Annotated in this window: 17 protein-coding genes; 5 read left to right on the forward strand and 12 right to left on the reverse strand. The window is 64.6% G+C overall.

The genetic code is table 11. From position 1 onward, the window contains the following. Nucleotides 1-123 precede the first annotated feature (123 nt). From rplM to AB7F41_RS11635, 4 genes are all read right to left on the reverse strand, one after another. Nucleotides 124-594 carry a 50S ribosomal protein L13 gene (rplM, locus tag AB7F41_RS11620; RefSeq protein WP_428380378.1) on the reverse strand — a complete coding sequence of 157 codons (471 nt, stop codon included), beginning with the start codon at nt 592-594 and terminating at the stop codon, nt 124-126. Nucleotides 595-833: 239 nt separating this feature from the next. Continuing rightward, nucleotides 834-2,243, reverse strand: coding sequence for an ammonium transporter (locus AB7F41_RS11625; RefSeq protein WP_428380377.1), 1,410 nt, complete (start codon nt 2,241-2,243; stop codon nt 834-836). A 31-nt stretch (nt 2,244-2,274) separates the two neighbouring features. Beyond that, nucleotides 2,275-2,625 carry a P-II family nitrogen regulator gene (locus AB7F41_RS11630; protein WP_428380375.1) on the reverse strand — a complete coding sequence of 117 codons (351 nt, stop codon included), beginning with the start codon at nt 2,623-2,625 and terminating at the stop codon, nt 2,275-2,277. A 277-nt stretch (nt 2,626-2,902) separates the two neighbouring features. Beyond that, nucleotides 2,903-3,073, reverse strand: coding sequence for a YegP family protein (locus AB7F41_RS11635; protein WP_428380373.1), 171 nt, complete (start codon nt 3,071-3,073; stop codon nt 2,903-2,905). 397 nt (nt 3,074-3,470) lie between these two features. On the opposite strand from AB7F41_RS11635, the gene AB7F41_RS11640 reads away from it, so the two are divergent. From AB7F41_RS11640 to AB7F41_RS11650, 3 genes are read left to right on the forward strand one after another with little or no spacing between them, the layout of a single operon-like run. Next, nucleotides 3,471-4,859: a leucyl aminopeptidase family protein gene (locus AB7F41_RS11640; RefSeq protein WP_428380371.1), complete on the forward strand. Its 1,389-nt coding sequence runs from the start codon at nt 3,471-3,473 to the stop codon at nt 4,857-4,859. Then, nucleotides 4,856-5,719, forward strand: a complete 864-nt coding sequence (locus AB7F41_RS11645; RefSeq protein ID WP_428380369.1) for a C40 family peptidase — start codon at nt 4,856-4,858, stop codon at nt 5,717-5,719. Before AB7F41_RS11640 ends, AB7F41_RS11645 begins: the two co-directional genes overlap by 4 nt. Continuing rightward, nucleotides 5,716-6,204: a MaoC/PaaZ C-terminal domain-containing protein gene (locus AB7F41_RS11650; protein ID WP_428380367.1), complete on the forward strand. Its 489-nt coding sequence runs from the start codon at nt 5,716-5,718 to the stop codon at nt 6,202-6,204. The genes AB7F41_RS11645 and AB7F41_RS11650 overlap by 4 nt, the downstream gene beginning before the upstream one ends. Here AB7F41_RS11650 and AB7F41_RS11655 read toward each other — a convergent pair. The 5 genes from AB7F41_RS11655 to AB7F41_RS11675 all read right to left on the reverse strand — a co-directional run bounded on the left by AB7F41_RS11655 (nt 6,187) and on the right by AB7F41_RS11675 (nt 14,322). Further along, the gene (locus AB7F41_RS11655) at nt 6,187-7,836 is read right to left on the reverse strand and encodes an ABC transporter ATP-binding protein (protein ID WP_428406588.1); all 1,650 of its coding nucleotides are present in this window, start codon (nt 7,834-7,836) and stop codon (nt 6,187-6,189) included. The genes AB7F41_RS11650 and AB7F41_RS11655 overlap by 18 nt on opposite strands. Next, nucleotides 7,833-9,002 carry an ABC transporter permease gene (locus AB7F41_RS11660; RefSeq protein ID WP_428380363.1) on the reverse strand — a complete coding sequence of 390 codons (1,170 nt, stop codon included), beginning with the start codon at nt 9,000-9,002 and terminating at the stop codon, nt 7,833-7,835. The genes AB7F41_RS11655 and AB7F41_RS11660 overlap by 4 nt, the downstream gene beginning before the upstream one ends. Continuing rightward, nucleotides 9,002-10,114 carry a microcin C ABC transporter permease YejB gene (locus AB7F41_RS11665; RefSeq protein ID WP_428380362.1) on the reverse strand — a complete coding sequence of 371 codons (1,113 nt, stop codon included), beginning with the start codon at nt 10,112-10,114 and terminating at the stop codon, nt 9,002-9,004. Before AB7F41_RS11665 ends, AB7F41_RS11660 begins: the two co-directional genes overlap by 1 nt. 66 nt (nt 10,115-10,180) lie before the next feature. Next, nucleotides 10,181-12,088, reverse strand: coding sequence for an extracellular solute-binding protein (locus AB7F41_RS11670; protein ID WP_428380360.1), 1,908 nt, complete (start codon nt 12,086-12,088; stop codon nt 10,181-10,183). A gap of 92 nt (nt 12,089-12,180) precedes the next feature. After that, a complete protein-coding gene (locus AB7F41_RS11675; RefSeq protein ID WP_428380358.1) occupies nt 12,181-14,322 on the reverse strand; it encodes a GumC family protein in 2,142 nt (713 codons plus the stop codon). Nucleotides 14,323-14,402: 80 nt separating this feature from the next. On the opposite strand from AB7F41_RS11675, the gene AB7F41_RS11680 reads away from it, so the two are divergent. Continuing rightward, a complete protein-coding gene (locus tag AB7F41_RS11680; protein ID WP_428380356.1) occupies nt 14,403-15,509 on the forward strand; it encodes a glycoside hydrolase family 5 protein in 1,107 nt (368 codons plus the stop codon). Here AB7F41_RS11680 and AB7F41_RS11685 read toward each other — a convergent pair. Next, a complete protein-coding gene (locus tag AB7F41_RS11685; RefSeq protein WP_428380354.1) occupies nt 15,484-17,022 on the reverse strand; it encodes a hypothetical protein in 1,539 nt (512 codons plus the stop codon). The genes AB7F41_RS11680 and AB7F41_RS11685 overlap by 26 nt on opposite strands. Nucleotides 17,023-17,292: 270 nt before the next feature. Between AB7F41_RS11685 and AB7F41_RS11690 the strand changes: the two genes are divergently transcribed. Continuing rightward, a complete protein-coding gene (locus AB7F41_RS11690) occupies nt 17,293-18,663 on the forward strand; it encodes a lipopolysaccharide biosynthesis protein (protein ID WP_428380352.1) in 1,371 nt (456 codons plus the stop codon). A gap of 8 nt (nt 18,664-18,671) precedes the next feature. On the opposite strand, the gene AB7F41_RS11695 is transcribed toward AB7F41_RS11690, so the two are convergent. Together AB7F41_RS11695 and AB7F41_RS11700 are read right to left on the reverse strand one after the other, a co-directional pair. Continuing rightward, complete coding sequence (locus tag AB7F41_RS11695) at nt 18,672-20,216, reverse strand: glucosamine inositolphosphorylceramide transferase family protein (RefSeq protein WP_428380350.1); 1,545 nt, start codon at nt 20,214-20,216, stop codon at nt 18,672-18,674. Continuing rightward, nucleotides 20,213-21,313, reverse strand: a complete 1,101-nt coding sequence (locus tag AB7F41_RS11700; RefSeq protein WP_428380348.1) for a glycosyltransferase family 4 protein — start codon at nt 21,311-21,313, stop codon at nt 20,213-20,215. The genes AB7F41_RS11695 and AB7F41_RS11700 overlap by 4 nt, the downstream gene beginning before the upstream one ends. Nucleotides 21,314-21,452 lie beyond the last annotated feature (139 nt).

The following is a 21,452-nucleotide window of genomic DNA, read 5'->3' on the forward strand; positions in this document are numbered from 1 at the left end:
GCTTGCCGGTGGCGTAGGCGCGGCCCAGCTTTTCGAGCATCAGCACATAGCGCGGCGCTTCCGGCGCCGGGGCGACGTTCGCCTGCAGATCTGAAAGCGAGGAAAGAGTGGACTCGGCCATGATCAGGCGCTCCGGCTATTCTTGGCGTTCAGGGCGGCGACGTCGAGCGTCTGCGGATTTTGCGCCACATGCGGATGTTCGGCGCCCTTGTAGACGCGCAGATTGCCGAGCTGCTTGCGGCCCAGGGGGCCGCGCGGCAGCATGCGCTGCACGGCTTTCTCGAGGACGCGCTCTGGGAAGCGCCCTTCAAGGAGGAACTTCGCCGAACGCTCCTTGATGCCGCCGGGGAAGCCCGTGTGATGGTGATAGACCTTCTGGTCGCGCTTGCGGCCGGTCAGGACCACCTTGTCGGCGTTGATGACGATGATGTTGTCGCCATCGTCCATATGGGGCGTGAAGGTCGCCTTGTGCTTGCCGCGAAGACGTAGCGCGATGAGCGAAGCGAGGCGGCCGACGATCAGCCCGGAGGCGTCGATCAGCACCCACTTCTTTTCGATGTCGGCGGGCTTCGCCGAATAGGTCTTGCCAAACATGGATGGGAATTCCGTTTGAACGCTATGTGTTCGGAAGCCGTGTGGATAGGGGAGGCGGCGGGGCAGGTCAAGCAGTTTGTGGACGAAAGATCATCTTGGAGTCCCTGAAATCTATGGCGACTCGATTATGAGGTATTAAATTACCGTAAAGGAATTGGAGCCTTGCGCCAGCTTTGACGAGCGGCTCGCCAGGGACGGCAGACGCGCCGGCGCTGGCGAAGCGCTTACTCTGTGAGGCGCTACTGGTGCAGCGCTTCGCCATGCAGCGCGATGTCGAGTCCTTCGCGCTCGTCGTCGTGATTCACGCGAAGCGAGGTGAACAGGGAGACGATTTTCAGCGTCGCCCAGGTGCCGATCACGCACCAGACGATGGTCACGAGCACGCCGATCGCCTGCACGAGGAGCTGATGCGGATCGCCGTCCAGCAGACCCGCCACGCCGGGATCGCCGTCTGAAGCGGTGATCGCGCGAGTGGCGAAGACTCCGGCGAGCAATGTTCCCATGATGCCGCCGACGCCATGCACGCCGAACACGTCGAGCGTATCGTCATAGCGGAACCTGTATTTCGCGACAGTGCAGAACCAGTAGCAGACGCCGCCGGCGATCAGCCCGATGACGACGCCATGCCAGGGCAGCACATAGCCTGAGGCCGGCGTGATCGTGCCGAGTCCGGCGACGGCCCCAGAGACGACGCCGAGCACCGAAGGCTTGCCGCGCTGGAGCCATTCGAGAGCGCTCCACACAAGCGCGCCGGCGCATGCGGCGAGATGCGTCGCCACGATCGCGAAGACCGCTCGCGAATTTGCGGCGAGCGCCGAGCCGCCGTTGAAGCCGAACCAGCCGACCCAGAGCAGTCCCGTGCCGACCACCGCGAGCGAGAGATCGAAGGGCGAAAGGTTCTCGCGGCCGAATCCCACGCGGCTCCCGAGAACCAATGCGCAGACGAGTCCGGCGACGCCGGCGTTGATGTGCACGACCGTTCCGCCGGCGAAATCGAGAAGCCCCATCTTCTGGAGAAAACCGCCGCCCCAGACCCAATGCGCGGAGGGCGCATAGACGATGAACAGCCACAACGCGCAAAACAGCATGAAGGCCGAGAATTTCATGCGTTCCGCGACGGAGCCGGCGACCAGCGCGCAGGTGATGACCGCGAAGGTCATCTGATAGATCATGAAAAGGATTTCGGGGATGGTCTTGGCGAAGGGGCTCACCGTATCGAGCCCAATTCCGGCGAGCAGCATTCGCGACGCGTCGCCGATGTATGCGCCGTCGCCGCCGAAGGCGAGGCTGTAGGCGACGCCAATCCACAGCAGCGAGACGAGGGCGGTGGCGATGAGGCTCTGCGCCATCGTGGCGAGAACGTTCTTCTTGCGCACCATGCCGCTGTAGAAGAGCGCAAGGCCGGGCAGAGTCATCATCAAGACGAGCGCCGTGGCGGCGATCATGAACGCGGTGTCGGCCGCGTCGATCCTGCCTTCGCCCGCCTGCGCGAAAGCCGGTTGCGCGACAATCAGCGCCGCCAGCGCGGCCGCGGCGCGCAAGGGACGGCGCCGGAGCGGCGAATGTCGCCGCTCTGCGAGATGTCCGCCCTGCGGGCGCTTGAGAATGCGGCAATCCTTACGCGGGCCGCGCGCAAACGAGCTCTGCATCGTGAATCCTGATTTTTGATTGGGAAGGCGCTCAGAGGGCGTCGGAGTCCGTCTCGCCGGTGCGGATGCGCATTGCGCGCTCCAGAGGCGCGACGAAAATTTTGCCGTCGCCGATATGTCCGGTGTAGGCGGCGAGCCGGATCGCCTCGATGGCGCGATCGACAAGCGCGGAAGGAAGCGCGACGTCGATCTTCACCTTGGGCAGGAAGGCGACGATATATTCGGCGCCGCGATAGATCTCGGCATGGCCTTTCTGGCGGCCATAGCCTTTGACCTCGGTCGCGGTCATTCCGTGCACGCCAATTTCCGTCAGCGCCTCGCGCACCTCATCGAGCTTGAAGGGTTTGATAATGGCCGTGATGATTTTCATTTGTGCAGACATGCCCTGAAAGGTGGCGAAGTGAGCGTTCGCTAAGCAATCAGCGTGCCATGCTGCGAATAAAATAATCGTTTTGCGCCTTGAGGACGAATGCGCTCTTGAGCAGTCGGAAGGCGCCGAGCGGCTAATTTATAGGCAAAATGCGCAGAACATTGGCTCAAGGGCTGCAGCCTCGGCCGTGCGGCTGCGGTTAGCCCGATTGCTCGGGCAAGGCCAGGAAACAACGCCAAGCCACCCTGCCGGGTCGGCGGGGCCAAAGGCCGTCAAACATCGGGGCGGCTCAGTCCTCGCGAATGGGGGCCGACGCCGACCCTTTCACGAGTTCGATCGCGCTGAGGCAGTCCGCCTTGTTAATGTAGCCTTCGCCCGAATTGGCGATCTTCTTGTTGTTGGCCGCGATCAGCGTCCAGCGCCATTGATTGGCTGCGTCCTTGTAGACATGGTAGTGCATGGCGATATCCCTGTGGGAGTTGAGTTTTGCGACGCCTTTCGAGCATCGCCACGAAGGCTCGGAGTGAGCGATGGCCAAAGTGGCGTCATCGTCAAGGGATGCGCGTGGACGATAAAAAGCCTGACCAGGGCCAGACATCAGTGTGAAATCAAAGCAAAGATCGTCATTCCAAGCGCCGGTCCGCTCGCGGGAGCTCCAAGCCGGCTTGGCCAAGCCAACTTGGCTAAGCCGATTTGGCCATACCCAATGAGCGGTTCTTCGCATAGGGCCATAGGCGGAATCGATCGCTTAAATCTGTGGAATAATTTCGGCTCGTCGGCTGGGCGCGCGCCCTTTACGCGATGCGCGGCCTGATGGAACAAGGCCGAACCTGGGGCTAGAGGAAGCGGCGGAACGCATGGAGCTTGAAGCCTGGTCGCCTGAGGCGATCGCCATCGAATTCGTCAACAAGGAAGATTGGGCCGAACGCCGCGCGAAGCTTCCCGAGCCGACCGCGCGTCTCGCCGAACTTGCGGCCTTCGAGGCGAAACCCGGCTCGCTTTTTTTCGCGCCGGATGTCGACGGCGCGCCGCGGGTCTTTTTCGGCGCGGAGGGGAAAACGCCGAAAGCGCGCGATCCGTTTTTCGCGGGCAAGCTTGCGACCGCGCTGCCGAAGGGGCTCTACCGGCTTGGCGACGGCGTCGATGCGCCGGCACAGGCGGCGCTGGCCTTCCTTCTGTCGAGCTACGCCTTCGCCCGCTATAAGCCGCGCAAGAGCGAAGCGCCGCGTCTCTGCGCGCCCGAGGGCGTCGACTCCGCGCGCATCGCGCGCATCGCCGGCGCCGTGGCGCTGGGGCGCGATCTGGTCAATACGCCGACCAATGACATGGGGCCGGAAGCGCTGGCCGAGGCGGCGCTCGCGCTCGGCGCGAAGCATGGCGCCAAAAGCCGCGTCATCGTCGGCGACGCGCTGCTCGCCGAAAACTTCCCCCTGATCCACGCCGTCGGCCGGGCGGCGGCCCAGGCGCCGAGGCTCGTCGAATTCGAGCATGGCCCCGAAGACGGACTGCGGGTGACGCTCGTCGGCAAGGGCGTCTGTTTCGATACGGGCGGGCTCGACATCAAGCCGTCGAGCGCGATGCTGCTGATGAAGAAAGACATGGGCGGCGCGGCGACCGTCCTGTCGCTTGCGGCGATGCTGCTCGACGGCGATGCGCCGGTTCGCTTGCGCGTGCTGCTCCCGATCGTCGAAAACTCGATCTCGGCTTCGGCGTTTCGCACGAGCGACATTTACCGCAGCCGCAAGGGGCTGACGGTCGAGATCGGCAACACCGATGCGGAAGGCAGGCTCATTCTCGCCGACGCGCTTGCCTATGCGAGCGAAACGCCGTCCGACCTTCTGTTCGATTTCGCAACGCTCACCGGAGCCGCGCGCGTTGCGCTCGGCCCCGAAATTCCGCCGTTCTACACCGGCGACGACGCGCTCGCCGGCGAGATCGCCACGCATGCCGGCGCGGTGAACGATCCGGTGTGGCGGATGCCGCTCTGGGACAATTACGACAGCGGCCTGGACGGCAAGATTTCTGATCTCGCCAACGTCACGAGCGGCCCCTTCGCCGGATCGATCACCGCCGCTCTGTTCCTGAGGCGCTTTGTTGCGGAGCCCGCCCGTTGGGCGCATTTCGACGTCTACTGCTGGAACCCGTCCACGAAGCCGGGCCGTCCGGAGGGCGGCGAGGTGCAAGCGGCGCGGTTGCTGTATGAGTTGATCGAGGCGCGCGCCGCGCAAAAGAAAGCGACGTCGTGAGCGAACATTTCGACCGGCGGCTGACGCCCGCGCGTCCCGAACTCGCCGCCGCCTATCTGAAGGGACGCGTGACCGCCGACCGATATGTGGAAGGCGTCGCCATGGAGGTGAGGGACTGCGTCGTCGACCTTCGGCGTGAACCCCGTCCCGACGCCGCCGTCGACACGCAGGCGATCTACGGCGAGCGCGTCACTGTCTACGATGAGGAGGAAGGCTGGGCCTGGGCGCAGCTTGCGCGCGACAAATACGTCGGCTGGATCGCGGCGAATACGCTGTGGCGCGAATTGAGCGCGCCGACGCATCGCGTCTGCGTGCCGCGGACGTTCGTTTATCCGGGACCCAACATCAAATTGCCGCCGCTGAACGCTCTCCCGCTTGGCGCCGAGGTCGCAATCGTCGAAGAGCGCGACGGTTTCGGCGTGACGCCGGAACTCGGTTTCGTCTATCGCAAACATCTCGTCGCGCAGAACGCGAAGGCGCCGGACTTCGTGGCGGTCGCCGAGACGCTGATCGGCGCGCCCTATCTTTGGGGCGGCAAATCCTGGCTCGGCGTCGACTGTTCGGGACTGGTGCAGGTCTCCTTGCTGATGGCGGGCGTCACGGCGCCGCGCGACACCGACATGCAGGAAGCCGCGTTCGGCGCGCCGCTCGCGGCTGGCGCGCCGCTCATGCGCGGCGATATCGTGTTCTGGAAGGGACATGTCGGCGTCATGCGCGACGCCGGCACGCTGCTTCACGCCAACGCCACCCACATGCAGGTCACGAGCGAACCGCTGGACGTCGTGCGCGCGCGCAATGAGGCGGCGGGCGCTGGACCGGTCACCAGCGTGAAACGCCTGCCGAAAGACGTCGCGGAATGAGCAGGAAGCTTTATCTGGAAGACCTTCACGTTGGGCGGCGGCTGCATTCGAAGCGCGTGACGATCAGCGCCGAAGACATCATCCGCTTCGCGCGCGACAATGATCCGCAGTATTTTCATCTCGACGAAGCGGCCGCCAAGGACAGCATGTTCGGCGGACTCGTCGCGAGCGGCTGGCAGACCGGCGCGCTGAGCATAAGGCTGCTCATCGACTCGGCCGACCCGCCTTTTGCGGGCGGCATCGTCGGCGTCGAGGCGCATATCGGCTGGAAATTGCCGGTCCGGCCCGGCGATTCGCTCCGCGTCGAAGCCGAGCTGACGCGGATCGTTCTTCCGCGTCGCCACGCGGACCGCGGCTTCGTCTCGATGGATATCGCAACCTATAATCAGCGCGACGAAGTCGTTCTGACGCAACGCGTCACCGTCGTCGTCTTTCGCGATCCGGCGCGCGCGGGCGTCGCCGAAGGCTCATTGTCCGCCGATTGAATCGCCGGAGATCGGCTCCGCCTCATTGCGGAAGGCCGCGGCGAAGAGCGCGCGCGTATATTCGCTCTTGGGTTCGGAGAACACTTGGGTCGCCGGTCCTTCCTCCACCACTTTGCCGTAGCGCATCACGATGAGATGCGCGGCGAGCGCTTTCACGACGCGCAGATCGTGGCTGATGAAGAGATAGGCGAGCGCGCGGCGGCGTTGCAGGTCGCGCAAAAGATCGATGATCTGCGCCTGCACGGACATGTCGAGCGCCGACGTCGGCTCGTCGAGCACGACGAATTTCGGTTCGAGCACCATGGCGCGGGCGATGGCGATGCGCTGCCGCTGGCCGCCGGAAAATTCATGCGGATAGCGATCCATCGTCGAAGGATCGAGACCGGTTTCCTGCAGCGCGCGCGCCACGATTTCGCGGCGCTGATCGAGCGAAAGCTCCGGCCGCTGAACGGTCAGCCCTTCGGCGACGATTTCCGCCACCGACATGCGCGGCGAGAGAGAGCCGTAGGGGTCCTGGAAGACGATCTGCATGTCGCGCCGAAGCGGACGCATGGCGTCGACGCTCCTGCCGTCGATGCGCTGGCCAAGAAAAACGATCGGCCCTTCCGAGCGAATGAGCCGCAGCATGGCCAGCGCCAGCGTCGTCTTGCCGGAACCCGACTCGCCGACGACGCCGACAGTGGCGCCCTCGCGCACTTCGATGGTGACGCCGTCGACGGCTTTGACGTGACCGACGACCCGCCTCATGAAGCCGCGCCGGATGGGAAACCAGACGCGCAATTGCTCGGCCGAGGCCACCACGCGCGCCTGGCTGTTTTCGACAATCGGCGCGCCCTTGGGCTCCGCCGTGAGCAGCGCCTTGGTGTAGGGATGCTGGGGCGACGAGAAGACTGTCTCCACCTCGCCCTGTTCGACAATGCGCCCCTTCTGCATGACGCAGACCGTGTCGGCGAAACGCCGCACCAGTCCGAGATCGTGCGTGATGAACAGCATCGCCATGCCGTAGGTCCGTTGCAGCCGCTCCAGCAGCGCGAGAATTTGCGCCTGCACGGTGACGTCGAGCGCCGTCGTCGGTTCGTCGGCGATCAGCAGATCCGGCTTGTTGGCGAGCGCCATGGCGATCATGACGCGCTGACGTTGGCCGCCCGAGAGCTGATGCGGATAGGCGCCAAGCCGCGCCTGAGGGTCGGGTATGCCGACCTCGCCGAGCAGCTCGACGACGCGCTTGCGAACGGCCTCTTCGCCGCGCATGCCGTGCAGCTCGAGAATTTCCGCAATCTGCTGCTCGATCGTGTGCAGCGGATTGAGCGACGTCATCGGCTCCTGGAACACCATCGTGATGCGCGCGCCGCGGATGGCGCGAAGCCGATTGTCGTCGATCGCCAGCATATCGTCGCCGTCGAAGAACGCCTGGCCGGACGCGGTGGCGCCTGGCGGCAGCAGGCGCACGATCGACAATGCGCTGATCGACTTGCCGGAGCCGGATTCGCCGACGAGCGCGAGAGTCTTGCCGCGCTCGAGCGAGAAGGAGACGCCGTCGACGGCATTGGTCTCGCGGCCGCCGTGCAGGAAGGAAACCGAGAGATCGCGAACGTCGAGGAGGGGAGACGCCGCCGCGCCGAGAGTCGTCACCGGAAATTCTTCCTCGGGTCAAAGGCGTCGCGCACCGCTTCGCCGACAAAGACCAGGAGCGACAGCATCAGCGCGATGATCGCGAAGCCGGTCAGTCCCAGCCATGGCGCCTGAAGATTGGATTTTCCCTGCAGCAGCAGTTCGCCGAGCGAGGGCGACCCCGGCGGCAGGCCGAAGCCGAGAAAATCCAGCGCCGTGAGCGTAGTGATCGACGAATTGAGAATGAAGGGCAGGAATGTGAGCGTCGCCACCGTGGCGTTCGGCAGCAGATGCCTGACGATGATGCGGAAATTGCTGAGGCCGAGCGCGCGCGCGGCGTTGACATATTCGAAATTACGCGCGCGCAGGAACTCGGCGCGGACGACATGCACGAGCGACACCCAGGAGAAGAGCAGCAGGATGCCGAGCAGCACGAAGAATCCGGGCGTCAGAAACGACGAAATGATGATCAGCAGATAAAGTTGCGGCAGCGACGACCAGACCTCGATAAAGCGCTGAAACACGAGATCGACGCGCCCGCCGAAATAGCCCTGTATCGCGCCCGCGGCGACGCCGACGATCGAGGAGATGGACGCCAAGATCAGCCCGAACAGCACGGAAATTCGAAAGCCGTAAAGCAGGCGGGCGACGACGTCGCGGCCCTGATCGTCGGTGCCGAGCCAATTATATTCGAGCGCCGCGCAGCCGCGATTGGGTTGGCCCGGACGCAGGCCTTTCGCCGCCGCGACCTCGCATTGCTTCTGCGTCAGCATCCAGGTCGGCGGCGAGGGCGCCGGCGTGGGCAGCTCCAGATTATGCGTGTCATAGGAGAAGCGGATCGGCGGCCAAAGCATCCAGCCATGCGCTTTGATCTCGTCGGCGATGACGGGATCGCGGTAATCGGTGCGCGCGAGGAAGCCGCCAAACATCTCCTCCGGATAGGAGACGAAGGCCGGAAACAGCAGCTCGCCCTTGTACCACGCCAGAATCGGCCGGTCATTGGCCAGGAAATTCGCGCCGAGCGACATGACGAACAGCGTCATGAAGATCCAGAACGACCAATAGCCGCGTCGGTTCGCCTTGAAACTTTCGAGGCGACGACGATCGAGCGGCGTCAGCCGCAGCCAGCCTTCGCGATGAAGGGGCGGGGCGAGAACAGGTTCGGCGTCCGTCGCTGCGCTCACCATCACACCTCGCGGGTTTCGAAATCGATGCGCGGATCGATCCAGGTGTAGGTGAGATCGGAAACGAGATTCACCACAAGTCCGAGCAGCGCAAAGATGTAAAGATTGGCGAAGACGACCGGATAATCGCGGTTGACGATGCTCTCGAAGGAGAGATAGCCGAGCCCGTCGAGTGAAAAGATGGTTTCGATCAGCACCGATCCCGTAAGGAAGGCGTGCACGAACGCGCCCGGAAAGCCGGCGATGACGATCAGCATCGCGTTGCGGAACACATGGCCGTACAGCACGCGTCGTTCGGTGAGGCCTTTCATGCGCGCGGTCTGCACATATTGCTTGCGGATTTCATCGAGAAACGAGTTCTTGGTCAGAAAGGTCTGCGTCGCGAAAGCGCCGAGCGTCATTGCGGTGACGGGCAGAATGATGTGCCAGAGATAATCCTTCACCTTGCCGAAAAGCGACAGGTCCCAGAAATCGTCCGAGGTCAGGCCGCGGAGCGGGAAGATCTGCCAAAACGAGCCGCCCGCGAAGAGCACGATCAGCAGCATGGCGAACAGAAAGCTCGGAATGGCGTAGCCGATGATGACGGCGTTCGACGTCCACATGTCGAATTTCGTTCCGTCGCGCACCGCCTTGGCGATGCCGAGCGGGATTGAAATCGAATAGGACAGAAGCGTCATCCATAGTCCGAGCGAAATCGAGACGGGCAGCTTCTCGCCGATCAGCTTGACGACGCTTTCGTCGCGAAAATAGCTGCGCCCGAAATCGAACATCGCATAATTCCTGACCATCAGCAGGAAACGCTCCCAGGCCGGCTTGTCGAAGCCGAACTGTTTCTCGAGCTCGGCGATGAATTTCGGATCGAGCCCTTGCGCGCCGCGATATTTGGAGGCGGTTTCGGCGGCCATGGTGCCGGTCTGGTTCGCGCCGCCCTGTCCGACGTCGCCCCCGCCGCCCGAAAAGCGGCCGGTCGCGCCGACGTCGAAGCCCTGCAGCTGCGCGATGATGCGTTCGACCGGACCGCCCGGCGCGAACTGCACGATGACGAAGGAGATGAGCATGATGCCGAGGATTGTCGGGATCATCAGCAGCACGCGGCGGGCGATATAGGCTCCCATCTGACGTCTCGCGTTTCTGGCCTTGGCCGAATGTCGTAGCCGGCGGGCGCGCCCGTCGGAAAACCGTTAGCGCGCCGTGAAATTGATCTTGCGCGCTTTATCGTCATCCCACCACCACGTCCACAGCACGCCCGTGTCGAATTTCGGCGGGCGTTCGGGCCGGCCGAAAAGATCCCAATAGGCGAAGCGGTGCACGGGATTGTACCAGTGCGGCACCCAGTAGCGCTGCGCGCGCAGCGCGCGATCAAGCGCGCGGCAGCAGGTGACGAGCTCTTCCCGACTTTGGGCCTTGAGCGCTTTTTCGACCAGCGCATCCACCGCCGGATTGGAAACGCCCGGCAGATTGCGCGACCCGGGCACGTTGGCGGTTTGCGAGTCGAAATAGGCGCGAAGCTCCTCTCCCGGATTCCAGCTCATCATCAGCACGTCGTGGACGATGTCGAAATCGAAGTCCTCGAGGCGCTTCTTGTATTGCGCGGCGTCGACGATGCGGATGCGGGCGGTGACTCCGAGGAGCTTCAGATTCTTGATGAACGGTTGCGTGTGACGCTCGAAGACGCTGGAATTGTCGAGAAACTCGAATTCGATCGGCGCGCCGTCGGGAAGCCGGAGGATTCCGTCCTGTCGCGTGCAGCCTGCCGCGACAAACAGGTCATTGGCCTTTCTGAGCAGGGCGCGATCCTGACCCGAGCCGTCAGAGACGGGCGCGACAAAGGGCTCGCCGAAAACTTCCGCCGGCAGGTCGGCGCGATAGGGTTCGAGCAGCGCCTTTTCCTGGTCGCTCGGCAGTCCCTTTGCTTCGAGCTCTGAATTTTCGAAGTAAGACGAGATGCGCTTGTAGGCGTCATACATCAGATTGCGGCTCGTCCATTCATAGTCGAAGGCGTAGCCGATCGCTTCGCGCACGCGCGGATCCTTGAAGACTTTGCGCCGCGTGTTGAAGAACCATCCCTGGATCTGCGGGATATTATTGTTGGGAGTCGTCGTCCGCTTGATGCGCCCGTCGTTGAACGCCGGAAAATCATAGCCCGTCGCCCAGACGCGCGCGATGTTTTCCTCGCGTTCCGTGAATGCGCCGGCTTTGAAGGCCTCGAAGGCCACCTGGCTGTCGCCGAAATATTCGAAGCGGATGACGTCGAAATTGCCCTGGCCGATAGTGATCGGCAGGTCCTTCGCCCAATAGTCGGGCGCGCGATGATAGGCGATGTAGCGGCCCTGTTCGAAGGAGCCGACCCTATAGGGTCCGGAGGCCAGCGGCGGCTCCAATGTCGTCGCTTCGAAATCGTGATCCTTGTAATAGGCGCGCGAAAAAATCGGCTGACCGACGACGTTGAGCGGAAGATCGCGCGTGCGGCCCGGCGCGAAGCGCAGGACGAGAACGTCGTCGGCGTCCGCCTGCGCGCTTTCGAGGTCGCGCAGCATCTGGCTGATGACGGGGTGGCCCTTGCTCTTGAGAATGTTCAGCGAAAAGGCGACGTCATGCGCGGTGAGCGGCGAGCCGTCATGAAAGCGCGCTTCCTTGCGCAAAAGGAAGGCGTAGGTGAGCTTATCCGGCGAGATGCGCACTTTCTTGGCGACGAGGCCGTAATAGGCGTCGCGCTCGTCGAGGCTCTGGTTCATCAGGCTGTCGAAGACGAGCGACATGCCCGTCGCCGGATTGCCGCGCAAGATATAAGCGTTGAAACTGTCGTAGGTCGGACTCGCCGGCGACAACGTCAATGTCCCCCCTTTCGGGGCGTTCGGATTGACGTAGCCGAAATGTTTGAAGTCGGCCGCCTCGCCGAGATCGCCAAACGCCGAAAGGCCGTGGCTCTCGACTTCGCCCGGCGTCAGCGGGCCGAAACGGTTGGCGGCGGCCGGCGCTCCCGACTTGGCGAGAACGCGCGGGACGAACAGCGCGGCGGCGCCGGCGCCGACGACAGAGCGACGGGACAGGCGAATGCGCGTCAGATCGACGATTCTGGAATGAGCCAAAAGTGACCTCAGGCGGAGGAGGGCGCGGCGGCCGCTTGCCCTGGGGATGTTATGTCGGTTTCTCGCGAGTCGGCTAGCGCCTCTTGGGACTCTCAGGCCGCCTTGGCGATTGCGTCGGCCTGCTTCTCCATCAGGCGCGATTGCTGCGGATCATACATCCGGAGCCCGTTCACGTCGGCCTTATTATAAAGCACAACCGCCTCACGCAGGTCCAGTCGCGCAAGCGCGGCCTTGACGTCGGCGGCGCTGGTCTTGCCCCATTCGATCACGAATACGGTTCGGTCGGCCTGGGCCGCGAGCAGTCGCGCGTGGGGCGCCTCCAGCGCGGGCGGTCCGTCGATCACGACGACATCGAACCACTGCCGGGCGAGCTTGAGCATGGCCCGCATGGTCATGCCGCTCATCAGGCCGCCAACGGCGCGCGGGTGATTGAGGGTCTCACCGCCATAGGGCAGCAGCGTGTACGGCGCGTCTTTCGGCTCGATGAAGGCGCGCTTCAAATCCTCGCTCGTCTCCAGGATGTCGAGCAAGCCGAAACCGGGCTTTTTTTCATCGGCTTTCCGGTCAGCCTCGATCAGCAGCACGCGATCGCCGCCCTGCGCAAGATAGGCCGCCAGGTTCGACGCCGCCGTCGTGCGGCCCTCGCCGCGACGCGTCGACGCGACGAGGAGCGCAAGCCCTTCATCGCCCGCCGCTTCGGGCGTCAGCTCCGCGCTTAGATCTGCGAGCCATGGCGAAAGATCTGGCGCCGCCCGCTTATCCCCGTCTTTTTTTGCGGGGCTCACCAGCGGAATGAATCCCATGACTTCGACGCCGCCGAGGCGTTCGACCTGCGCGGCGGTCTTGAGCGTGTCCTCCCGCCATTCGCGCCCGATCGCATAGGCGAGGCCTGCGATCAATCCCAACGCCGCGGAGGCCGCCGCCAGCGCCATCCGCGGCGGCGTGGTGCGCGACGGCGGCAGCGCCGGGGAGACGACGCGGATGTCGCTCGGGTCCAGATCCTTCACCTGCGTGAGTTCGCGCTGGCGATTGAGCAGCTGCTCATAGACGCTCCGCTCCGCCTTGGCCTCCCGGTCAAGTTCGCCGAGCTTGACCAGTTCGGGGCCGAGCGCGCCGCTCTCGGCTTGCGCGCTCTTGAGCTGACTGGCGAGCGCCGTCTCGCGCTGTTCGGCTTCGAGATAGGCGGCGCGCGCCGAGGCCGTCATGCGGCTGATCTCGGCGTTGATCTGCCGACGCACGTCGGCGAGCTGCGCGCGCAGGCTCGCCACGTCGGGATGGCGCGGGCCGAGCACTGTGGCCTGGTCAGCGGATTGGCGGGAGAGCCGCGCATATTCCGCGCGCAACGCGCTGAGCACCGTCGACTGCGTGGCGAGCGGCAGATTTTCGCCGGCGCTCGCGCCCGCCTTGCGCAGCAATTCGTAGCGCGCGCGGGCTTCCGCGGTTTGCGCGCTCGCCAGAACGAGCTGCTGGTTGAGTTCGAAGACGCGCCGCTCGAGGAGCGTATTGCCCTGGCCGGCGTCAGTGACTTTGAGGCGCGCCTTGAGTTCGGCCACCGCCTGTTCGGCGCGAGTCACGCGTCCGCGCAATTCGGCAAGGCGATTTTGAATCTCCTGCGCCGTCATGGCGCTGGCGCCGGTGCGCAAACTCGTCTGGTCGTCGAGAATCTTCTGCGCGGCGGCGTTGGCGATGCTGGCCGCCTGATCGGGCGACGGCGCCGTGGCGGTGACGTCGATCACATAGGTCGTGCCGCGCCGCGCCACCGACAGCTTGGCGCCCAGCTTCTCGATCGTCGCAAGTCGCTTGAGCGCCTCGGTGGCGCCGCGGCCGGCGAAATAGCTGTCCTGGGTGAGATTGAGCTGATCGACCAGCGCGCCGAGGAAGCCCTCCGAACGCGCGACCTGCACGAGGCTTTCAATGGCGATGGCGTCGGCGCCGATGTTTGCGAGAACGCCGCCCGTCTGCGTGACTTTCGCCGAACGCGGATCGACCATGACGACGGCCGTCGCCGAATATTTGTTGAAGACGAGAACCGCGACAAGAAAGGCGGTTGCGGTCGCCAGCGCCGCGACCGCCGCCATACGCCAGACATTGCGGCGAAGAAAAAGCCAGACGCCGGACGGCTCGATGAACGTATAGGCGCGCGGCTTCGAGCCGCCCCAAAGGTCCAGCGGCGCTTGCTCGTCTGCAGGCTCCACTGCGTTGATACGCGTAGACTTTCGGCCGATAGTGCTCATCGTGGCTCCGCCGCGCGCGCTTCGCGTGGCCAAGCGCGAAAGCCATTGAATACACAAACCTTTAACCACGAGTTACCTTTATGGCGCAAATATTTACGCGGCGAGAAGCGGTCGCGCTGATCGCCGGCGCGCTCGGCCCGGCCGCTGCGACGGCGGCGACAACGACGGCTGAGCCGGCGAGTCTTCCCAAAGGGTTCAATCTGCCCGATCAGGTTCCGCTTCGCGCCGAACATGTCGCTGACCCCGGAACGCTGCGCGCCCTGCGCGGCCTCGGCATGACTCATGTGCGCCTGCCGATCGCGGCGGAATTTCTGCTGCCGGAATTTTCCACGCCGACGACCATCTCGAGCGCCAAGGATGATCTGACGCGCGCAGTCGATCAGCTGCTCGGCATGGGCTATGACGTGAGCGTCGATCTTCATCCGGATTCCGACTTTCAGGACTTGCAGCGCCGCGATCCCGCGCGGGCGCATCGCGCCTTGCTCGCCGGCTGGCCGCCGCTCGCGGATCATTTGGCGCGTTGGCCGGCCGAGCGCATATACGTCGAACTGCTCAACGAGCCCGCAACCACCGACGACGTCTGGCGCCCCTTCGTCGAAGTCCTGGCGCAGGCGGTGCGCGCGCGGGCGCCGCGCAACGCCATCATCGTCGGGCCGGCGCCGGCCCAGCGGCTGGACGCGCTGACCGGTTGGGCTCCGCTCGCCGACAGCAATGTGATCTACGCCTGCCATTATTACGATCCGATGGTTTTTACGCATCAGGGCGCGTCGTGGGAGGCGGGCAGTCCATGGGCCAAGATCGCCGGCGCGCCTTTTCCCAGCGCCAAGGATGATCCGACGCTGTTGCGACTCGCCGCCAAGGCCGAGCGCGACGGCGACGCCGACGCCGCGCGCGAGTTGCGCCAGACCGCGCAGCGCGCCTGGACCGCGGATGCGATCCGCGCGCAATTCGCCGACGCGCAGCGCTGGAGCGCGACTCACGGCGTGAGAATCTTCGTCAACGAATTCGGCGCGCTCAAAGACAAGGCCCGTCGCGGCGATCGTCTCGCTTGGCTTGCCGCGGTTCGCGCGGCGGCGGAGGCGCAGGGATTCGGTTGGGCGCATTGGGACTATTCGACCAGTTTCGGACTGCTCGACGGCTCGGGCGCAATCGACCAGGGCGTCATCGGCGCGCTGCTGCCGGCGTAAGCGGCGCGCTCGCGCTTTGCCGCGCATGATCGGCGCGCCGCGCCGTCTTCGCCGCTTCAAGCGGCGCCAACGCGCGATCGGTCGCGCCCAACGACATGCCGACGAGTCCCATCAGGAAAGGCAGCGACAGGGGAACGAAATAGGCCTCCTCCTGGTAGAGGCCGTTGACCAGACAGATCAGGATCGCGCTCGACGCGAAGGCCAGCGCCGGCGCGCCGGTCGCGCGATAGAGCCGCCAGGAGACGATGGCGATCCACACATAAAAGCCGATCAGCGCGAAGGCGGCGACGCCGAGCTGGTAAAGCAGCACGCCAAAGGCGCTTTCCACCGCCACATTCGCCGCGCCGGCGTGCTGAAAGGCGCTCCAATCCAGCGCCGAAAAATCGGGAATGGAGAGATTGCCGCCGTCGCCGAGCGTGTGGCCGATGGGCCAGGAAAGAAAGCCATTCACGCCGCCCATCAATCCGAGCACGTGGAAATCGCCGCTCCGATGGCCGGACTGAAACACCAGCACGGCGTAGACGCTGAGAACGGCGATCAGGCCGAACAATGGCCGGTTCGACGTTCGATCGCGCGCAAAGACATAGAAGAGCGCGCAGCCGAGGGTCAAAGCGAGCGGACCTTTCGCGCTCGTCGCGAGCAGCAGCGGAAAGGCCAGCAGCGCGACGCCCCAATGGCGCTCCGCCAGCAGAAAGGCGATGAAGATCGCCAGGAAGTAGGCGATGCTGATCGTATTGAAATTGGGTCCGATGAGGCGCTGCACCTCAAATCCGAGATCGCTCGTCAGCGTGGTATTGAGCAAGGCGGCGCGCCAGTAATCGAGGACGCTCGTGATGACCACGCCCTGTTCCATGTCGCGTTTGATCTCGTCGACGTTGAGCAGACGCTTGGCCGAGAAGAGGTCGAGGTAGGACCAGCCATGCGTCAGCCAAAGCCATCCTTCGATCCAGAACAGCTCCAAATAGGAGCAGAGCATCACGAGCCCCAAAAGCGTGATCGCGATCTGAGGCAGCGGCATGGGATGCTTGGCGCCGACGATGAGAAAAATCTGGAAGACGAGGATCGGCAGCGCGATGTTGCGCAGATAGACTATCGCGTTGCGCGGATTGATCGCGAGGCCGAGAACGAAGAAGAGGCCGACGATCGCCAGAACCGCGACCGAGACATAGATCAGGCGCCTCACGAAGGGCGAGAACTGCGTCGGGCGGCGCATGAAGCCATAAGCAACGACCAGATAGCAGACCGCGGTGGTCACCAAGCTGTAGCTCTTGAGGACTTCGATGTCGGCGAAATCGGAATAGTGTGGCGAGACCAGCGCGGCGAAAACGTTCTGGAAGACGTTAACCACGAAAATGACGATCGGCGTATCCTGCTCCAGAAAACGCGCAACGACGAGCGCGGCGGCGACGCAGAAGATGAGCGCCACCGCCTGCGAGGCGAGATGCAGGAAGATCGGCGCGGCGGTCATGGCGAAGGCGATGACGAAGCCGCGCACAATTCCCGGCCAGTCCACGCCTGCGCGATCCGCCGCGCCGGCGATCGCTAACGCGCGCAGCTCTGTTTCGCCTTGCTTGGAGTTTGAAGCATGGTCAAATATAGCGCCTCTTGAGCCGTCTGTGGAGCCGTCGCGGCGGCCGGCGGCGGCGGCAAGAAAAGCGTAACTTAATCAATAAATCGTCTGGCGCTGACCGGGTGTCGGCGGCTGGAGCCGCAATCGTCTAAAGACTATTCGAACGACTGTTGTCGCAGCCCGGCGCGGGTCGCCGGGCGGAGAAGCTCAGACATGATGAGTCGCCTCGCAGGGTTGGCGGATAAGGCGCGGTCCCAGAAGGACGCCATCGCGGCGGTCGTCGCGATGAGCATCAAGGGATTCGGCGCGCTTTTGACCATCGCCGTCTTCACCCTCGCCGCGCGCGCCATGTCCGCCGGGGAGTTCGGACGCCTGGCGATCTGGTTCAACGCCATGTCCTTTCTGGCGGTCGCCGCCGTATTCGGGCAGGAGACGCTCATCGCGCGCTCCTGGGGCGAATATAACGGCAAGGGTCAGCCGGGCGTGGCGCGCGCCGCCTATCGTTTCGGCTGGATCGCGACGATCGTGTCGGCGCTGGTTTTCGCATGCGGCGTCTATTTCCTCGTGCCGTTCCTGGATCGCGGCGCGCCGACCGGCCTGTTTCTGACGGCCGCGCTGTTTCTGTTCCTGCAGACGCTGCTGCATTATTCCTCGCACGCCACGCGCGTGATGTTGAGCTATCTGGTCTCGGAGACCGGACGAGAAATTCTGTGGCGTCTTGTGCTGCTTGTCGTCGTGCTGTGGGCGACGCTCGACCGCGGTCTGACCTTGCGGGGATTTTTCCTCGCCGCCGCCGTCGGCATGGCGCTGTCGCTTGCGTTTCAGCTGCGCGCCGTATGGCGAAAGCTGCGCGACGAGCGGGTCGCCGCAGCCGCGCCTGCGAGCGAGCGGCGGCGCTGGTTCGAGCGCGGGTTGGCCATGTGGCTCTCCGCGGTGGTCGAGGCGGCGAGCCAATATTCGGACGTCATGCTCATCGGCTATTTCGCTTCGCCGGCGGCGGCGGGCGAATATTTCGTCGCCGCGCGCATCGCCAATATTTTTCTGATGGTGCAAACGGGGCTCAACAACTATTCGGTCTCCCACAGCGCCAGCCTCTATTTCTCGGGGAACGCCGAGAAGCTGCAGCGGATCTTGCGATCGCTCATCATCGTCGCGGCCGCGCTGGTCACGCCTTGTCTGCTGCTGATCTATCTCTTCGGGGCGCAGATCCTGACGATCTTCGGCGAGCGCTACGCCAGCGTCTACCCCACCCTCGTCACGCTTTCGACGGCGGCCTATGTCATGTGTCTGTCGGGCTCCGCCTCCGTCATCCTGCTGACGACGGGCCACGAGAAACTCTATTCCCGCGTCATTAGCCTGGCGACCATCGTGCGGCTGTCGCTGACGGCGCTGCTCGCCGCGAAGTTCGGCGCGCTCGGCGCCGCGTGCGGATGGGCCTTCGTCAATGGGCCGCTGTTCATGGCGCTTGCGGTCGTCTGTCGTCGCATCGGCGGCGTCGATCCTTCCATCGCCAGCGTTTTCCGGCCCGCAGCGCGCGGGTCGACGGCGGGAGCAGGCCAAGCCCTGACGCGCCCCGGCGATTGAACGTCCGTCTATGAAGAAGGCGTTTCACGCGCTGCGCGGGCGGCGCGCGCGTCCAGAAGTCGATGCGTCAATCGGCGCAGCGGCAGAAATCGCGGCGCGATCACGACTCCGTCAATGCACTCGATGCGGCCGGTTCGATTGATCGTGTGGAGACGCGATCCCGGCCAGCGCGCGTCAGCCTCGATGACTTTCAAGGGCGTTTGGCGAAAGGTTTGCGGCGTCAGTTCGTCGATGCGCATGATGACGAGCCGTTTGCCGTACCCTTGCGAACAATCCTGAACAGGCCGCAGCAATTCGCCGTCGACGTGCGCGATCTCGCCGGCCGGTCGGGCGAAGCGCGAATCGACAAGCGCCGGCTGATGCGCATGCGGCCGCCAGGGGCCGAAGAGATCGTGTGCATAATGCAGCGCCAGCGTATCGGAGTAGCCGCCGACGCCGTTGCGCACGACCGACGTCATCCAGAAGCGCCCTTCATGCCGGAAGATCGTCGCGTCCGCCGCCTCGATATCGTCGAGCAGGCGCGCCGCCTTTTCCCATCTGTGCGGAAATTCGACGCAGCGGTAGAGCGAAATCGCGCCGGACGTCGACGCCTCCGGCATCATGTAGAGCTGGTCGTCGTGTTCGATCAGAAACGGATAGGAAAGGTGCCAAGGCTCTTCGAGCGCCTGAACCGGCGCGCCGCAAGGCCCGTCGTCGTCGAAGCGCTGGAAATAGATTTCGCCGATCCCTCGGCGATGATCGAGATGTTCGTAGAACACGCCGTCGACGCCGCGCCAAGCGCAGGGAAAGGGATCGGCGGCGAAATTGAGTTCGCGATCCTGCATCGGCCGCCATGGCGCGCCTTGAAGCGAGCCGGTCTCCAGAACGCCGGGGCCATCGGTGAAACGCCAGCCGACGCGCCAATGCGGCGCCTGACAGCACAGATGATAGATCTTGCGAGCCGTCTCGAACGCGATGCTGCGCGCCGCGAAGGCCGCGGGACTTTTCGGCGCGCGGGGCGCCCTCGGCGCGGGCGGCGAGAACGCGGGCGCCGGCGTCGTCAGCGCCTGTTCGATCAAGGTCGTCGCACGCGAGTAGACCGCGTCCAGACCGCCGGTGAGGCCATCGGCGGCCTCGAGCGACGGAAGCCCCTGCGCCAGGATCGCGCCGGTCGCGGCGTCCTCCACAGCGATCGTCGGCGCGCGTCCCGCAAGCAGAGAGGCGATGGCGTGTCGATCCGAGATTTCCCCGTCATAGCGCAGGCGCAAGACGCGCGCGCCGCCGACCTGCGCCTCGCCCGCCAGATCGATGGCGATATCCGCCGGCGCGCGTGTGGCCTCGGCTTCGGCGCGCGGATCGAGCGCATCGGCGAGCGCCGTCCGTGAGCGGCGCAGCAGCAGATGTTCGAGAGACAGCAGCGGCGCGACGCCCTCCGGCCAGGCCTCGCCGGCGTTCTCGAAGCGCAGGGCGGCCTGCGTGTTCGGAACGACGCGTTGCAGTCGGTCGCGCAGCCGCTGATGCCAACGCAGGAAGCGGTTGCGCGGAACGACGATGTGGATGCGGCGCAGATTCATGCCTCGCGCGGCTCCATCAGACGCAGATATTCGTCGATCATTGCATCGAGCGGAAAGCGATCGGCGAGCCGACGGCCACGCGCGGCGAGCGCGGCGTTGAGAGTGTGATCTTCCAATATCCGCCGCGCCGCGGTTGCAAAGGCCGCCGTGTCGCGCGCGTCGACGAAAAGCGCGCAGGGTTCGCCGTCGACCGCGAGAACGTCGCGCAAAACTTCAAGATCATTCGCGACGACGGGAACGCCGGCCTGCGCCGCTTCGACCGGCGCCAGGCCGAATGTTTCCGTCGCGCTCGGAAAAACGAAACAATCGAGCGCCGCGAGAAACAGCCCGATCTGCGCCGTGCTGAGTTCGCCGAGAAAATGCACGCGGTCGGCGACGTCAAGCGATTGCGCGAGCGCTTCAAGTCGTTCGCGGTCGGCGCCTTGCCCGGCGAGCGCGAGATGCTGCGACTTGTTTTCCGTCAACACGCGGATCGCGAGATCGAGCTGCTTCAAAGGATGCAGCCGCGCCGCGCAGCCGAGCAGAACGCAGCCCTCCGGAAGCCCCAATTCGCGCCGCGCCTGCGCCTTCGCCACAGGCGCCGATTTGTCGAAGAAACCGTGATCGATGCGCGTGATGCGGCTGCTGTAGCGGCGCGGGTAGGTCTTGTAGGCGGCTTCCGTCGCCGCGGAGTTCACCACGATATGGTCATAGAGGCCCGCCATGCCCATCAGGCGGTCGGCGACGCGCAATGGCGCGGCGATCAGCTCGGCAGGCGAGAGCTGGTTGGCGATGACGAGCGGCGCGCCGGTCATCTTGGCGATCGGAACCGCGATCACATTGCCGTAATGCTGTAATGTAATGACGACGTCCGGCGTTTCGCGGCGCAATTCCCGAAACAGCGCCGCAAGCATCTTGAGAACGGCAAGCGGCGACGACGGTCGTTGCGAAGCGCAATAGACGACGTCTTCGTCGGCGTCGAAGGCCTCGGTGCGGCGAAACAGAAAGATCTGCCGGATCCGCCAGCCGCGCGTCTTGAATCCTTCCGCGAGCTGGCGAGCAACCTCTTGCGCGCCGGCGTTTTCCGCCTGGGTCTGGACGAGCGCGACGGTTTTCATGGATTTTGCCGCGCCGCTCTCTCCGGCGGCCGGTTTTCGCGTCTCAAGGTCGGAAGGCGGATTCATGAGGTTCAGTTAGACAATAAAGCGCGCCCGGGCGCAAAGTCGTGTTGCGCGCGGCGCGCCAAGCTGACGGGCG

The organism is Methylocystis sp. (genome assembly GCF_050251305.1).
GTDB lineage: Bacteria > Pseudomonadota > Alphaproteobacteria > Rhizobiales > Beijerinckiaceae > Methylocystis.